The following is a 14,761-nucleotide window of genomic DNA, read 5'->3' as shown; positions in this document are numbered from 1 at the left end:
AGGGATTGGATCATTCTTAAATATCCTATAAACAATTTTTAGCAAAGATTTCATAAATAGGATGTTCAAAGGTGGAGACTGAGATACTTGACGAGATAATCCATCCTTGGAAAATTAACATAGCATCCTCATCAATTTTATGCTCTGTAATGGTTAATAGCATGTAATTATCCTCATTGTAAGGATCAAGATTTTTAATACATTTATGAAGTTTAATTTGAATATTACCAAAATATTGTGGTTCATTAGGCTTTAATACCAGCTCCTTTGATGTTGCTGTGATTTTATTTAAAGCAATAACCTTACCAATACTGTAAGTTTTTAATTCTGAATGTTCAACATTATTTTGTATATTAGGTAAGTTATTAGAATCAGCAACATGCTCAGTAAAATTATGATTTTTTAATTCATTACTTTCATCTGTAGTATCAAGGAATTCCATATTTTGGGTAGTATCTTCAGCTTGTCCATAAGAAGAAAGAATACATAAAAACCCCATTATACTAGCAAATATAAGGTGCTTCATCAATTTCTGCAACATGCGAAAATAACAATTCTTTAAGTTATAATTTGCCCCAATTCGGGATAAGAATTAACTAATTCTTATCTCGAATGGGCTTTAATATTATGGATTGCCACACTCATGTTCGCTCGCTAATAGACATATACGTCTATTAGCGAGGAGACCGTAGGTCGACGAAGCAATCTATAATTTCACCGAATTTGGACTGTGCTGAATTATACTAGCATGCAGCAAAATTGTATATATAAAATTTTATGATAGTGTAATTCATCGCTAGTAGTTTAAAATAAGTAAAACTTTAGTAATATTTTTATTGTAATTTATTTTTCTATACTCCATATTGGTAGGATCACTACATAAAGATCAAATGAAAACTAAAAATATTTAAATTTTTGGTTAGTTATTTGTTTTCTTATGAATCAATATCACTAGAGTAAGCCTTAATGCAAGCTATTATCCGCCTTATATTAACAAACCCAAAAATTAACTCTAAATTTAGAACTGGTTTTTCGTACTTTTCTATATTCATTTTTATGGGGTTTGCTACTTTTGTATCTTTATCGATCAATAAGTTTGTTAGTGATACTATGTCAATGACCATAGCAGAGCCAGAGATACTTGAGTCTTCAGAAGAACTGTCAAATGAAATTTCCCAAATTATAACAGTCAAAAAAGGTGATACATTAAAGGCAATACTTTTGCATCAACAAATTCCAAATAAAGAAATAACCCAAATTATAAAAATAGCAAAAGATAAAAATATTGAATCTTCTCTGAAGATAGGGCAGCAACTGGTTTTCGATTACGAAATAAAGATTATTGAACAAGATGATGAAGACCTTGCTGCTGAATCACGTACATTAAATAAACTGACTATAGCGTATGATAAAGTCAAATCTTTAGAAATTATTAGAGAAGGTGAAGATTTCCTTGCAAGAGACGTAACCAAAGTTTTCAATAAGCTATTAACTAAATCGTCGGTAGTTATTAATTCAAACTTTATGTCAGCTTTAAAATCGTTAGGGTTATCGAGTAATAGTATAATTGAAATGATCAACTCATATAGTTATCAAATTGATTTTCAACGTCAAATTAAGAGTGGTGACACTGTAACTGTTATAACCGAAAAATTTGTTACCGAGGATGGTAAATTTTCTCATCATGGTAAGGTTTTATATGTATCACTTAATTTATCTGGTAAGGAATATAATATTTTTCGATATTCTCCAAATAATGCACAAAATAATCATGATTTCTTTTCTGAGGATGGTAAAAGTGTCAAAAGAAGTTTGCTTAGAACACCTGTTAAATTAGTTAGAGTTTCTTCTCATTATGGTAATAGACATCATCCTACTTTAGGCTATACTAAAATGCACAAAGGTGTTGATTTTGCTGCTCCAACTGGTACGCCGATTTATGCTGCAGGTAATGGGGTGATAACTGAAATAGGATGGAAATCTGGCTACGGAAAATTTATACAGATTAAACATAGTCAAAATCTATCAACTGCTTATGCTCATGCTTCTAATTTTTCTAAAAATCTTAAGCTAGGAAGTATAGTTAAACAAGGTCAAGTTATTGCGTATGTTGGTAGTACTGGTAGAACTACTGGACCACATTTACATTATGAAGTTAAAATAGGTGGTAAGAACATAAACCCTATGCACGTTAAATCTACTCCAGGCATAGAACTTGCTGGCAAGCAATTAGCAAAATTTAAACAATTTAAAAGTAATGTAAGGTCTTTAAGTAATGAGCTTGATAATAAGTCAGAGATTGCTGAAAATTCAGCAACAAAATTTTTGAAATCTTAAGGAGTTAATATACTTCTCGTAAATGAAGAGTTGGTAGACGAAGGTCAACTTCAAGAAGAGCTAGGAGTGTCAAAGTCGAGCAGCGGAGCGTACATTAGTACGTGAGCAGCGGAGATCTTTAGACACGACGACGCCAATTCTTGAAGTTCACCGAGTATACTTCTCGTTTCTTATTATTTCATCAAGTGTGATAAAGAAAAAACCCTTGATGAGTTTAGAAAAAATACAATCTTACTAAATTATTTGAGTAATTTTTAGTCAAAATGCAGCTCAGTAATGCAAATAGTAAACATAAGTAACAAGGTAAGCCTAAAAATTATGTCATCGTTTCTTTCACAAAAACATAAGAAGATAGGTATAGTTGGTTTGGGTAAGACTGGTATAGCCGCTTGGGAAGTACTGAATAAAGTAGCTAAAGTAATTTGCTATGATCAAGCAAAGAGTAGTCGGGATGCTTTTACCAAAATCTATGGGAGTGATAGTCTTGTTAGCTTATCTGATCTGCAGTGGCAAAATCTTGATAAGATTCTACTGAGTCCAGGTATTCCTTTGTCTCATGACATTGTTACAATGGCTAATTCTTATAATATACCGATAACTTCAGATATAGATCTGTTATTTGAGGAAGTTAGGTTAAGAGAGGCTGAGGCAGCTAATTTCATTGGCATAACTGGTACTAATGGTAAGAGTACTACCACTGCTTTAACCGGTCATATTTTACAATCTTGTGGTTTTGATTATCAAGTTGGAGGAAATATAGGTTTTCCTGTTTTGGCTATGAGGTTAGATAGTAAAGGATATGTATTGGAGCTATCCTCATTCCAATTAGATTTATTAAACAGTTTTAAAGCCAAAATTGTGGTGCTTCTTAATATCACGCAAGATCATTTAGACCGACATAATAATATGCAAGGCTATATTGCTGCTAAAAAAAAGATCTTTGATCGAATAGATAAAGATTCATTTGCTATAATTAGTGTTGATAATGAAATTACCAAGAATATTTCTCTAGAATTACAAAAGGAAAATAGAACAAATGTAGTACCAATCTCTACTTATGAAATTCTTAATAAAGGAGTATCAATTTGTAATAATATTATTTATGACAATATTTTTGAACCTATTACTATTAATTTCCATAATAATAACTATCTACAAGGTATACATAATCAAGAAAATATTGCCGCTAGCTATGCAGCTTGTCGAATTATAGGGGCAAGACCAGAACAAATAATTGCCGCTATCGGGCTATTTAAGGGGTTACCACATAGAATGCAATATGTTGGTACAATATACTCAAATGATTTGGAGAATGGGGACAATAAACAAGGGGTGAGCGGACTAGGCGTACATGAAGTACGTGAGTACGCGAATACCCCGCAGTTTTGCGAAACCAATTCTTCAAAGCAGGAGAGTATACAAGGAATAAATTTTTATAACGATAGTAAGGCTACCAATGGTATTGCTGCTTCTAAATCCATCTCATCGCTTGATAATATATATTGGTTAGCTGGGGGGATAGCAAAAGAAGGAGGAATAACAAATTTAGAGCCATGGTTTAATAAAATTCATAAGGCTTATCTTTTTGGTCAAGATAAAGAGCTTTTTGCATCGTCACTTAAGGGCAAGGTAGATTTCCAAATTTGTCAAGATTTAACAGAGGCTTTTAATTCTGCCTTTAGAGATGCAATGGAGGATATAGGGGGTATAAAGAATATTCTGCTAGCCCCAGCTTGTGCTTCCTACGATCAATTTAAAAATTTTGAAGAACGCGGAGAATTATTTATTAAATTATATAATATTATTGCTACCCATGATCAAAGATAATCATAATAATGAATTGTCTAACAACTATATAAAATGGTGGTGGCGTAGTATTGACCAGCAAATGATTATTGCTTTAGTAATCCTATTTGTGTTTAGTATAATGTTGGTTACTACATCAGGATCAGCAGTAGCAAATAGAATTGGACTTAATGAGTATTATTTTGCATCTAGACAATTATTCTACCTTGCTAGTGCTTTGTTACTAATCATTTTTTTTTCTTTTTTCTCAAGAAAATGGTTAAAGAGATTCTCAATTCTAGGGTTTATTGGTAGTATATTATTATTAATTTTAGTTAGATTTTATGGTTATGAGGTTAAGGGGGCTACTCGTTGGATTAATATTCTAGGTCTCTCTGTACAACCTTCAGAATTTGTAAAACCATTTTTTGCAGTGGTGGCAGGCTGGATATTATCGCTGAAATTTGAAGATGAATTTCCAAGTTTTTCTATTTGCATAAGTCTTTATAGTATCGTTGCTTTATTATTAATTATCCAGCCAGATTTTGGTATGTTAGTGATGGTGACTGCTGTTTTTGGTATTCAACTTTTTATTGCTGGTATGCCGATATTTTGGATTATACTTGCTGCTTTTATGTTGGTATTTGGGGTTACAGCAGCTTACTTTTGGCTTCCTCATGTAACAAAAAGGATTAATAGTTTCTTGGATCCTGATAGTAGTAGTAATTACCAAGTTGGTAAGTCAATCAGGGCGTTTGAGCATGGAGGTTTATACGGTCGTGGTCCTGGTGAAGGGGCGGTAAAACAAGTATTGCCGGATTCGCATACTGATTTTATCTTTGCTGTTGCTGGTGAAGAATTTGGGGCAATTATTTGCTTAATCATTGTAGGGATATTTGCTTTTATAGTTATTCGTAGTTTACTTAAACTTATTAATGAAGAAGATAAATTTATTCAATTAGCAGCAAGTGGTATTATTTCCCAAATAGGGTTACAAGCAATTATTAATATTGGTGTAACCTTGAATTTATTGCCAACCAAAGGTATGACGTTACCCTTTATTAGTTATGGTGGTTCTTCAACTCTTGCTATAGCCATTGCTACGGGGATGCTGCTTGGTTTTACCAAACATAAAACCTCTCTTAGTAAGTATAAAATTCAAGATATTGACATATGAAGAATAGACTTCTTGCAGAATTCGCTTCTGCTGAGGAATTTAAAGAAGCCACGGAACGCAGAACCGCAGCGTACTCTAGTGTACGTGAGGATTCGAGTACCGGAGCGACGAATAAATTACCAGCAGAAGTAGAATTATGCAAGAAGTCTAATATAATTGTTGCTGGGGGTGGTACAGCTGGTCATTTGTTTCCCGCTATTGCTTTAGGTGAAGAATTAATGCAGCGTGGGTATGAGTTGCACCTTATCACCGATGTTAGATGCCAAAAATATTTAACTGAAGATTTAAAGCTTATACCACATATAATAAATTTTAGATTAGCACCTAAAGGGTTAATTAATAGGTTTAAGTTATTGATTTCTTTGTTATTTGTAACTTTTAAGATGTTATTACTATTAGTGAAGATTAAACCATATGCTATAATTGGGTTTGGTGGCTATCCGACTTTTCCTCCATTGCTCGCTGCAGTATTTTTACGTATTCCTATCATAGTTTATGAACAAAATTGCTTTATTGGTAAAGCTAATAGATTTTTCTTAAAATATGCTAGGAAAGTTGCTCTTACATATGATGAAACTAAAAATTATAATATTCTTGATAAGAATAAGAAATTGGTTATAGGAAATATAGTACGGGAAAATGTTAAAAACCTGAAAGTTAGGGAAAATTTTAATAATGATACTTTCCGAATATTTATTTTTGGAGGAAGCCAAGGAGCAAAGGTTTTTTCTACTTTAATACCTGAAGCTATTCAGATATTAGTGCAATCAAATCCTGATATTAAATTGCATATTACCCAACAAGCTTCCTTAGAAGATCATGATAATATTGCGAAAATTTATGCTCAGTTGAAAATTCCATATAAATTAGCAGATTTTTTTTATGATATGGAACAGCAATATGCGAGTCAAGAATTAGTAATATCAAGAGCTGGGGCATCGACTATTTCTGAGCTTTGTTATGTAGGATTGCCGGCGATTTTTATTCCACTACCTTCAGCTAGCGAAAACCATCAATTCTATAATGCCAAGGCTCTAGAAGATAGTGGGGCAGGGTGGTGTTTTGAACAAAGTACAATCACAGCAGAAAAATTAGCCGATAAAATCTTAGTGCTGGTAAAAAATCGTGATATACTAAAAAAAACATCTATTGAGTTATTAAAAAGGAAGAATGATGGTAGTAAGGTTTTAGCTGATGCAGTAGAAGAAATAATAAGCTGACTTTTTAATTCAGTTGAGGGAATTGCTTCTTGCAACTTTAATAATTCTGTGTCATTAATTATGGCTTATTAAAAAATTATCGGATTGCTTTATGTTAAGGAAAACTATTATTACAGTTTTGGGATTGTTCCTACTTTCAGGTTGTACTGATGGTTTTAGAGGATATTTTAAAAAATCTGCTAATAATAAAATTATAGATACAAAAGGTTTTGAAGGTGGTAAGCGACCGCCTCTTTATAATAAGAAGTATATATCAATGGCAAAAAGGAACGTCACGGAAGAAAATTTTGATGACGATGAGGAAGATTTACTTAGTGAAGCTGATACGGAAACAATTAATCCAACTTTAAGAAATCGTCAGATGTATCTTAAGATGGTAAAACAGGATGCAGATCGCAAAAGAAGGCAGAAGTTAAATCAAGATAAAGATTATCCTTCATTGAACTTAGCAAGTGATAGGGTAAAAAAGCGAAATAGTGATGAGGAAAACAGTAAGTTGCACAAAGAGCTAGAGCAAATTAAAGCTATGCTGCATGAAACTAAAAAAGATTTAGAAAAGTATAGTTGTCCTGCGGGGAAAAATGTTAAAACACAAAGTGCTGATATGTTACCAATAGAAACAGATAGTCATAAAACAATTAAAAAGCTAGAAACTAATAAAACTAAGAGTGTGCTCAATAAATCAGAAATGAAAAGAAAATTTCTTAGTGAAGATTATGATGATATAAAGGTAAATGATCCTAATGGGGAAGTTGGTAAAAACGACACTAATAATAGAGTGAATAGTACTATTGTTAATGAACAAGAGAAATTTCAGTTACCGCCTCGTGCAATATAAATACAGATTATACTCGGTGAACTTCAAGAATTGGCAACTCGGGTTAATTATAGTTTAATTCTAGCCATTGTTGAATTTTATCACATACTCTTTGGTGTAAGAGTTGGTTTCTAACAATGCCACCATCCCCTACCTCGTTCTTTGCCACTTCAAATTGGGGCTTAATTAGAGCAACTAAACTACAATTATCTTTTGCCAAGCTAAATGCAGTGGGTAATATGGTGGTAAGGCTAATGAAACTAGCATCGCAAACGATCAGGTCTGGTGGTAAACTAATTTGCTCAATTGTTAAATACCGGGCATTAGTTCTTTCAATTACTGAAATTCTAGGATTATTACGTAGCTTATGATGTAGTTCACCATATCCTACATCTACTGCAAAAATCTTTTCAGCATTCCTACGGAGCAACACCTCAGTAAATCCACCAGTACTAGAGCCTATATCTAGACAGACTAGCCCTTGTGGGTCAATATTGAAATGGTCTAGAGCAGCAATTAACTTTAACGCCCCTCGTGATACATAATCATGTATCGGGCGTTTTATAATAATATCACGAGTATCAGTTGATATGCCAGTACCTGGTTTAGTATTTTGCTGCTGATTAACATATACTTTGCCTTGTATTATTAAGCTTCGTGCTACGTTAATATCATCAACTAATTGGCATTCTACCAAATGCTGGTCAAGTCTTATTTTTTTCATAAATCTTCATAGCAACTTAAACCTGAGTTCGATGTAATAGGTTTGATGTCATCCCCGTACAGGCTTTACCCGTGTGGATACTAGTATACTCGGTGAACTGCAAGAATTGGCGTTCTCGCGACCAAATATCTCCGCTCCTCATGTACTAGTTGTCACACTACTGGACAAAAAGGTTAGGTTGGTTGTACAAAGTGTAACTTAAACAATTTTATGATTAAGGAATCAAAAAATTGCTTAGAACGACTATAAGCTTGTTTAATTGATCTTATACCTAACTGTAGTACAGAATAACTCCTACATCCTAGCGTTTTCTTCATTTTTATCGGTTGCTCTTGCTCTCCAATTGCTCCTATTTTTATTGCCATTGCATATGCTATAAATAAACATTTTATAAAATACTCTATTTACTAGCTCTTGCAACCACGCCATCTCTTTTGTCCAGTAGTGTGACTAGTTGTACGCTCCAGTACTTGACACTGGTACTCCGAGTAGCAATTTAGTCTTGGGAAACTGTTTAGATTATACCCCTACCACCTGTACAATTTCCGTTTAAAAAAATACCAAGAATAATAAAGTACAAAAGTTCCAACAACGCTAAATGTAGAAAATAAAAAACCTTGTTCATCAGAAAGACCATAAGATATATATGAAGATAAAGCTCCAGAATACGCACCAATAGCACACATAGTTAAATATATTACAAGTGCGGTTCTAAAATCTTGTGTCTCAAATTTATTGGATAATATTAATATGTTACAAATAAAAATAGCACATAAACATACGCCAATTGTAGAAAGGAGATAGATATTACCTATTAAAGTTACCCCATAATTCGGTAAAAGAATAAAGCTGACTAAAAGGATAATTATCAATATTAAGTTAGCAAGATATTTATTGATTATTTTTAATAATAGAATAACAGGTGATATCAAGAAAAATATGCTTATAAGTGTAGAATGTGTAATAGATTCTATCTTTGATACAGGAAGATGTTTTTCCAATGCAAATTCTTCATAATACCACAATATATCGAAAGTAATGTAAGATACCATAAAGCCTGTTAGTATCTGTAATTCTATATTTTCTATTAAGAATGAAAACCTAGAAACTAAAGTTGTATTTTTATTAACACTCTCTCTTTGTAAGCAAGTTATAATAATGAAACTATAAAGTAATACGCATAATAATAACCCGTTTATGCCTGATACGAAAAAGTCGGTTAGTGAATTAACTGCAAAATACCCAGCTATCCATAACAAAGAAAAAATGATAAGAGAGAAATATTTGTAATTATTGGTAGATTCTATAATTTTTATGATAGTTATGGTTATATAAGTGTAGTATGCAGAGGCCATTACAATAAAATTGATTCTAAGGAGTGTGTAGTCCTGCATCATAATTATGTTTAATATACCTATTATAAGTATAACTAAACTAATAATGGTAGTTTTGTTATCACTGATTTTGTTAATTAATGGGGTTAAGAATAAACCAGCTATTATATAACCTAACATTTCGATTGATTCGATATGGTTTAGTTCCTCTCCAGATAAGCCTTTACTTAGCAGAAAACTTGGCATTATAATTGCATTGATGTAAGTGATACATGCAAAAAGAAATACGCTAAGAAACAATAGCAAAACTGTTTTGAAATGATTATTTTGGGTCATAAATAATTGTTTGCTAAACTAGATTACATCGTATATAAATTTTGTTAGTTGAGAGGCGTTTCAGAGGTTTTTATATAACCAAAAGTACATTATATCACTCATTATGATTTGTCTAATTAATTTGTTATTTTGACCATTAATAAAATATTATATAACCAAGTAGGTATAATAGTTCTCGATGTCATCCCCGCTTCACTGTAGAAGCCAAACAGCCTGAATAACTGTTAGGTATCATGGATTTCCGCTTTTAGCTAGGAATGATCAATGGCATAGTAATGTTATATCGAATTTAGGTTAAGTAGAGTTTTTTAGTTATTTGTTAGGTTAATGTACTTGTTAAATGTTTTCTCATTAAAACTTAATATTAAGTTTTAAATTTGTTATAATATTCTCTAATATTGCTAAATTTACAGAGCTTAGAGATATATACTCAAATGATTTGAAGAATTGGATTCGAAAATGAATGGTGAGTATGCTAGACGTACATATTAGTATAGTTACGCATGCAAACCATGATATTTTCAAAAAACAATTCGTAGGAGCAGAAGAGTATACCTAGAAATTTACGAGTAAAAAATTAATGAGTAAAAAAATTATAGTTGATGCTAACTTCCCTAATGAAACAAGGGTGGTTTTACTGAATCATAGTAACAATATCGAGGATATTGAATATGAAACAGCCATAAAACAACAAATCAAAGGTAATATATATCTTGCAAAAGTTATAAGAGTTGAACCAGCGTTGCAGGCTGCCTTTATAGATTATGGTCCGGACAAAAGCGGATTCTTGCCTTTCAATGAAATTCATCCATATTATTATAATGTACCAGTATCTGATCTTAAATCTTTGACTTCTATAAATAAATTACAAGAAATTTCTCTTTTAGATATTACCCAAGATGATTTTGTAGAATCTGAAACAAAGAGGGATTATAATCCGATAATAGATAGTGAAGAAATTGATTTAAATGCCATAGAAAGATTAGTGGACGAAAAAATTCAGGTCCAATTTAATTTGGATGTCTTAGATAATGATATTGAAACAATAAGTGTAGACAAAAGTGATAGAGAGGAAGACAATAAACAAAAGCAATACAAAATTCAAGAAGTAATAAAAAAAGGACAAGTTATGCTTGTTCAAGTTACAAAAGAGGAAAGAGCTAATAAAGGTGCATCATTTACAACCTTTATATCTCTTGCGGGAAAGTATTGCGTTCTGATGGCTAATACTCCATTGCAGAATGGTGTATCACGGAAGATATCCAATGCTGATGAGCGAAAAAGGCTTAAGAATATAGTCAGTAAAATAACTGCAAATAATAACAGTAGTGGGTCAAGTATCATAATTCGTACAGCTGGTGCTGGCTGTACTACTTTAGACATAAAAAGAGATTATGATTATTTAGCAAGATTATGGAATAAAATTAGGGAGAATACTCTTAAATCTGTAGCTCCCTGTTTTATACATGAAGAAGATGGTCTAATTCAAAAAGTCATAAGAGATATGTGTGATCCTACTGTTAAAGAGTTGATAATACAAGGTAGTGGGGCTTATCAAAATGCTGTGAAATTCATGAAGGATATATTACCTATTGATTTGGTTAAGCTCAAAGAATACAAAAATAAGGTGCCAATTTTTACAAAATTTGCTGTTGAGGAACAACTAGCAAAACTATACCAACCAGTTTTTGCTTTACCTTCTGGTGGTTATATAGTGATAAATCCAACAGAAGCACTTATTTCAATTGATGTTAATTCAGGAAAAGCAACTTCTGAAAAAAATATTGAAGAAACGGCATTAAAGACTAACTTAGAAGCTGCTAGAGAAATTGCTAGGCAAATTAAATTAAGAGATTTATCAGGCTTAGTGGTTATTGATTTTATCGATATGTATGAGGCTAGAAATCGTAGGATTGTCGAGAGGTCTTTTAAGGAATTTCTAAGTAGAGATCGTGCAAGAATTCAAACTGCTCATATTAGTCAATTTGGTTTGCTTGAGATGTCTCGTCAAAGATTAAGCCCCTCATTTTTGGAATCAAATTCATCGATTTGTTCATATTGTAACGGTAAGGGTCTTGTTAGGGCAGATGAGTCAAATGCTATGTTGATTCTACGTACAGTAGAAAATGAAATTTTTAATGAAAATATTGATTTAGTAAATATTTTTGCTAATATTCATTCAGTTATCTATTTACTGAATAATAAACGTTCAGAAATATCTCTAATTGAAGACAAATATAATTTAAAGTTAAAATTCCACGTTGATCCTTCTGCCACTTCTGATAATTATTCAATTGAAAAAATAAAATTGCCGAAGAAATCTAGCCATACAGAAACTGGTAATAAGCCATTAATTCAGAATCAGTCCTCTAATTATCAAGAAGAAAAGAGTATTAAAGAGACTCCTGTTCCTAACAAGAAGAAGCAAAAATGGAAAATACCTAATAAATTAGAAACTAGTAGTGAATCAAATAAGGATATAGAAAAAATTGATAAAGAGGTAATTGATTCTATTAAAGAAACTAATAAGCCAGTAGTGGTAAATGAATCGGATAACGGAGATAATGACCTTGACACCAATAAGTCAAGCCGTAAATATATTGAGAAAAAATCAAATTATTCTCGCCCCTCTAGAGTACGTAACTATAATAAACGTAAGGTAAATAACAATGATAGTGGACAATCTCAGGAGGTAGCTAATAGTTAAAAATGGTAAATATAATATGGTACGTTTAAATTTATTATTAGCTCTTGCTTACTTATTTTTATTTACCTCTTGTAGTTTAAAACCTGTATATAGTAATAAATATAGCACGCAGGAATTAAGCCAATTAAGTAGCATTGAAATTGAACCAATAGCATCTATTGAAGGTGCAGAATTTTGTTACTATTTATCGAGTATTTTACCAAGGTCTACAACAGCCACAACAAAGTATTTATTAAAGGTAAAATTTACCAACAAACGTTTACCACTTATTCTTCAAAAGAATTCTGATGTGTTAAGAGAAGCAATCAGTCAAACTGTTCAATATAGGTTAGTTGATATTGTTACTAATAGAGAAGTGACAACAGGAACATTTAGTCATATAACCTCTTATAGTACAGCTGCTTTACCATATCATAGCTATATAGATGAAGAAGTAGCATTGAAAGACCTTACAAAACAAGGAGCAGATGATATCCTAGCAAGATTAATTTTATATTTTAAGAGAGTGCCTACGAACTGAATAATTTTTGAGGAATTTTTAGGAGAAATGTAGCTGAGTACCGCAACGTACTTAATGTACGTGAGGAATGGAAGCAAATTTTGACGACAAAATTACCAAAAAGAATCAGTTTGTTTTAACAAAATAGAATTAAAGATGAAGCTTTACCTATCACAAATCATTCAGCTACTTGATAAGGTAGAAAATGGACAAATTAAGGCTCTGTTGCTTTATGGCCCAGATAAAGGGTACATTGATAAAGTTTGTAAGACTTTAGTGAAGAAATTTGACTTACTAAAAACCTCTATAGAATATTCTGAAATTAAAAATCGATCTCTCGAGACTTTAGTTAATACCCAAAATTTCTTTATGCAAAAACAATTGATTATAGTAAGGTCAGTTGGTGAGTCTATAGATAAATCTTTAAAACTGGCTCTCAGTAAAGAGTCATTGCATTTCTTAGTTTTTATTGCTGATGAATTATCAACTGCTTCTAGTATACGTAAGTTTTTTGAAACTGAAACTTATCTAGCTTCTCTAGCTTGCTATCACGATGATGAACACAAAATTACTAAGATAATTTTACAAAAATGTAACAGTGTTGGTAAGGTTATAAGTGAAGATACTGTTAACTATTTAACAGATCGTTTAAAAGGTGACCATCAAACACTAATTAATGAAATCAATAAGTTAATATATTTTACATTTGATAAAGATCAAATCACCTTGGATGACGCACTAGCTGTAGTTAGTGATGATTTTACAGGGAATGGGGATAATTTATGCGTTTATTTTTCCTCAGGAAATCTTGATAATTTTTTACAAGAATTCACCAAACTAAAACAACAAAATATTAATGAAGTGCTAATTATCAGAGCATTAATCAGGTATTATCTAAATCTATACACTGTATTGAATAAATTAGCAATGGGTGTTAATATAGATATGGCTATAAAATCAGTATCTCCACCAATTTTCTATAAATATGTGCCAAATTTTAAGCAAGCTCTAAATAAGGTTAACTTAGAAAATTGCATTAAAACATTGAAACATTTAGAGCAAGCAGAAATTGATTACAAGCTAAATCCAGCTGGCTTTGATATATATCAACAAGTTTATGTTAAAACATACTGATTGGAGATAATTATGCATAAAGCAAATTTTTAAGGAATCTTCTAGTTAAATTGCCAACAAAATAAGTAAAATTATACAATATATTCTCAAAATATAACGATAAATCTATATGAAAACTACCTTACCTAGCTGTTCTATGATAATTCAAGAAAAGCTTGATGAGATTGTAAAAGAAATTTTAGCAGTTGGAAAAGATAAGATAGCGATGATTATTTTATTTGGTTCTTATGCTAGGGGAGATTGGGTACAAGATGAATATAAAAAAGGACACATTACTTATAGTTATCAAAGTGATCTCGATCTTATGTTGGTGATGAAGAAAGGCAAACATGCCGGTCTTGCAGGCTTATCCATAGAAGATAAAATAGAAAAAAGGTTGGAAAAAAAATCATTAAGAAGTCCTTTTGAGTTATGGGTAACTTTGGTGCTAGAATCAATTAAGACGGTAAATAGTCAGTTAGAGAAGGGGCATTATTTCTTTTCCGATATAAAAAAAGAAGGAATTCTTTTATATGATAGCGGTGAATTTCAGCTGGCAGAAGCTAAAAATTTACCATGGTAAGCACCAAACAAAATGCTTCGCATTATGTAATAACATAAACAAACTGTTATCGGTGAACTATCAACCACAAGGGGTGGTGTTTGCGGTTATCCTGTGTTAAAGTTTAAGTCAGCCGAGTTGGTTAAAGAG

The 14,761-nt window shown here is 31.8% G+C and carries 11 protein-coding genes and 1 pseudogene; 9 read left to right on the top strand and 3 right to left on the bottom strand.

Features of this window, described 5'->3' with window-relative positions; translation table 11 throughout:
* Window positions 1-25 precede the first annotated feature (25 nt).
* Window positions 26-526 (bottom strand): DUF2155 domain-containing protein, encoded by a 501-nt coding sequence (locus tag AAHM80_RS05390; RefSeq protein ID WP_342259517.1) that lies wholly within the window; start codon window positions 524-526, stop codon window positions 26-28.
* Between the two features lie 440 nt (window positions 527-966).
* Here AAHM80_RS05390 and AAHM80_RS05385 point away from each other — a divergent pair, with 440 nt between their 5' ends.
* The 5 genes from AAHM80_RS05385 to AAHM80_RS05365 all read left to right on the top strand — a co-directional run bounded on the left by AAHM80_RS05385 (window position 967) and on the right by AAHM80_RS05365 (window position 7,357).
* Window positions 967-2,337 (top strand): M23 family metallopeptidase, encoded by a 1,371-nt coding sequence (locus tag AAHM80_RS05385; protein ID WP_342259516.1) that lies wholly within the window; start codon window positions 967-969, stop codon window positions 2,335-2,337.
* A 276-nt stretch (window positions 2,338-2,613) separates the two neighbouring features.
* Entirely contained in the window at window positions 2,614-4,164 is a 1,551-nt protein-coding gene (gene murD, locus AAHM80_RS05380; RefSeq protein ID WP_342259515.1) for a UDP-N-acetylmuramoyl-L-alanine--D-glutamate ligase, read from the top strand.
* The gene (gene ftsW / locus AAHM80_RS05375; RefSeq protein WP_342259514.1) at window positions 4,151-5,299 is read left to right on the top strand and encodes a putative lipid II flippase FtsW; all 1,149 of its coding nucleotides are present in this window, start codon (window positions 4,151-4,153) and stop codon (window positions 5,297-5,299) included. Before murD ends, ftsW begins: the two co-directional genes overlap by 14 nt.
* Window positions 5,296-6,519, top strand: a complete 1,224-nt coding sequence (gene murG, locus AAHM80_RS05370; protein ID WP_342259513.1) for an undecaprenyldiphospho-muramoylpentapeptide beta-N-acetylglucosaminyltransferase — start codon at window positions 5,296-5,298, stop codon at window positions 6,517-6,519. Before ftsW ends, murG begins: the two co-directional genes overlap by 4 nt.
* Before the next feature lie 91 nt (window positions 6,520-6,610).
* Complete coding sequence (locus tag AAHM80_RS05365; RefSeq protein ID WP_342259512.1) at window positions 6,611-7,357, top strand: hypothetical protein; 747 nt, start codon at window positions 6,611-6,613, stop codon at window positions 7,355-7,357.
* A 46-nt stretch (window positions 7,358-7,403) separates the two neighbouring features.
* Here AAHM80_RS05365 and AAHM80_RS05360 read toward each other — a convergent pair.
* Together AAHM80_RS05360 and AAHM80_RS05355 are read right to left on the bottom strand one after the other, a co-directional pair.
* Window positions 7,404-8,060 (bottom strand): annotated as a pseudogene (locus AAHM80_RS05360) (TlyA family RNA methyltransferase); the annotation flags it as partial.
* A gap of 527 nt (window positions 8,061-8,587) precedes the next feature.
* Complete coding sequence (locus AAHM80_RS05355) at window positions 8,588-9,730, bottom strand: MFS transporter (protein ID WP_342259511.1); 1,143 nt, start codon at window positions 9,728-9,730, stop codon at window positions 8,588-8,590.
* Window positions 9,731-10,310: 580 nt separating this feature from the next.
* Between AAHM80_RS05355 and AAHM80_RS05350 the strand changes: the two genes are divergently transcribed.
* The 4 genes from AAHM80_RS05350 to AAHM80_RS05335 all read left to right on the top strand — a co-directional run bounded on the left by AAHM80_RS05350 (window position 10,311) and on the right by AAHM80_RS05335 (window position 14,632).
* Complete coding sequence (locus AAHM80_RS05350) at window positions 10,311-12,437, top strand: Rne/Rng family ribonuclease (protein ID WP_342259510.1); 2,127 nt, start codon at window positions 10,311-10,313, stop codon at window positions 12,435-12,437.
* A gap of 16 nt (window positions 12,438-12,453) precedes the next feature.
* The gene (locus tag AAHM80_RS05345) at window positions 12,454-12,957 is read left to right on the top strand and encodes a hypothetical protein (protein WP_342259509.1); all 504 of its coding nucleotides are present in this window, start codon (window positions 12,454-12,456) and stop codon (window positions 12,955-12,957) included.
* Between the two features lie 135 nt (window positions 12,958-13,092).
* A complete protein-coding gene (holA, locus tag AAHM80_RS05340) occupies window positions 13,093-14,070 on the top strand; it encodes a DNA polymerase III subunit delta (protein ID WP_342259508.1) in 978 nt (325 codons plus the stop codon).
* A gap of 136 nt (window positions 14,071-14,206) precedes the next feature.
* Window positions 14,207-14,632 (top strand): nucleotidyltransferase domain-containing protein, encoded by a 426-nt coding sequence (locus AAHM80_RS05335; protein WP_342259507.1) that lies wholly within the window; start codon window positions 14,207-14,209, stop codon window positions 14,630-14,632.
* Window positions 14,633-14,761 lie beyond the last annotated feature (129 nt).

The organism is Candidatus Tisiphia endosymbiont of Metellina segmentata (assembly GCF_964030715.1).
Taxonomy (GTDB): Bacteria; Pseudomonadota; Alphaproteobacteria; order Rickettsiales; family Rickettsiaceae; genus Tisiphia.
This window is presented reverse-complemented; position numbering and strand designations above follow the sequence as displayed.